This window comes from Cyanobium sp. NIVA-CYA 375 (assembly GCF_056108345.1).
Genome location: NZ_JBSYHW010000170.1, coordinates 1 through 2,016, shown reverse-complemented (window position 1 = coordinate 2,016; position 2,016 = coordinate 1). Strand labels below are relative to the sequence as shown.

Genomic DNA, 2,016 nt, shown 5'->3' with positions numbered 1-2,016 from the left:
CTGGTGGAGGTGTTCGGTGCCAGCCCTGAAGCAGCCGCAGCCCTAGCCGCCCAGATCGCAGCAGGCGACACCCTGGGGTTGCGCTACGAAATTGAGAGCGGCGCCGAGATGGCCGGTGTTACAGCCGCCTATGCGGCCGTGGGCGATAACGGCGTGCCCACCATCTACATCAACGGCGACTGGGCCGCCGCAGCCAGCGACGCCGAGATCCGGCTGGTGCTGCTGGAAGAGATCGGCCAGAGCTTCGACACCCTTCTCAATGGCGAGCTCGACACCCCCGGCGATGAGGGTGCGCTGTTTGCCAAGCTCTTCAGCGGCATCGAACTGAGCGCCGAAGAACGGGCAGCCATCGAAGCGGAAGACGACAGCACCACCCTGACGATTGACGGGGTGGAGGTGGAGGCGGAGCAGCGGGTTGTCGCAGGAGGCGTCAGCTCGACGACGCTTGGGACTGCTCTAACTGCGACTCAGACGATCAACCGAGCAACAGCTCAGGCGATCAGCGTAACTATCACATACAATGGAGTCAACAGCAATGGCGCCGATATCCTTATTGCCGCTTATAACGGTACAACCCTTATTGGATGGACTGTCTATAATCGCTCTATTAACCTTGACGCTGGCGGCAATGGTTCTACACTCACTTTAACGCTCACATTCAATCTTGCCCAATTCAATCCTAGCTTTTCCAGTGGCGGTCTGAACTTTCGAGCTTGGCAGGGAACAGCTGGCGGCGCAACAGCTGTAGGCACCGCGGATAACGCACTTCCTGCAACTGCAACGACGAGCGGAACCAGTTCCACGGTTCCATTTGCTGTCAATACAACTACCGCGAACACTAGTGATGTTGCCATCCCAGCCGAAGCAGGCGGTGGTTCGGTCACTTGGACGGCTACATCCGTTGATGCTGTTGCACCCACCGTCACCATCTCCGACAACGTCGCTGGCACTGCGACGGGGGCCACGACATTCACCTTCACATTCTCAGAAGTTGTCACTGGCTTCGATACCAGCAAGGTAACGGTCGGCAACGGCACCAAAGGCACCTTCTCCGGTAGCGGTAATACCTACACCCTTGTCGTCACGCCGGACGCCAACGAGGAAGGCAACATCACCGTCGATGTCAGCACCACTGGCGTGACGGATGCCGCAGGCAACCCCGCCACCGCTCCGGCTCAATACACCCAGTCATTCGATACCCTCGCTCCAACGCTCTCCATCACCGACAGCGTCGCTGGCACTGCGACGGGGGCCACGACATTCACATTCACCTTCTCAGAAGCTGTCACTGGCTTCTCCTCCAGCAACGTCACCGTCGGCAACGGCACCCCTGGAACCTTTACTGCCGTCAGCAGCACCGTCTATACCCTCGTCGTTACTCCCACTCCCGCATCCTCCGGAAACATCACCGTCGATGTCAGCACCACTGGCGTGACGGATGCCGTAGGCAACACCGCCACCGCTCCGGCTCAATACACCCAGTCATTCGATACCCTCGCTCCCACGGTCTCCATCACCGACAACGTCGCTGGCACGGCAACTGGAGACGTCACCTTCACGTTCACCTTCTCAGAAGCTGTCACTGGCTTTGATACCAGCAAGGTCACCGTCGGCAACGGCACCAAGGGCACCTTTACTCCCGTTAGCAGCACCGTTTATACCCTCGTCGTCACTCCCACCACTTCCTCAGCCGGCAACATCACCGTCGGTGTCAGCACCGCTGGTGTAACCGACGCCGCCGGCAACCTGGCCACCGCTCCGGATCAATACACCCAGGCTTTTGATACCGCCCCACCCACCGTTGTCATCACCGACAACGTGGTTGGCGTGGCCAATGGTGATGTCACCTTCACCTTCACCTTCTCGGAGGCCATCGGCGATTTCACGGCCGGCGACATCACCGTGAGCGGCGGCACCAAGGGCACCTTCTCGATGGTGAATGAGACCACCTACAACCTGGTGGTATCGCCAACCGGAACTAGCGGCACGATCAATGTGAGCGTGCCTGCCGGTGCG

Annotated in this window: 1 protein-coding gene; it reads left to right on the top strand. The window is 59.6% G+C overall.

Translation table 11 applies throughout. From position 1 onward, the window contains the following. On the top strand, positions 1-2,016 hold a 2,016-nt coding region (locus tag AC01FP_RS17190), incomplete at both ends, for a beta strand repeat-containing protein (RefSeq protein ID WP_474481920.1).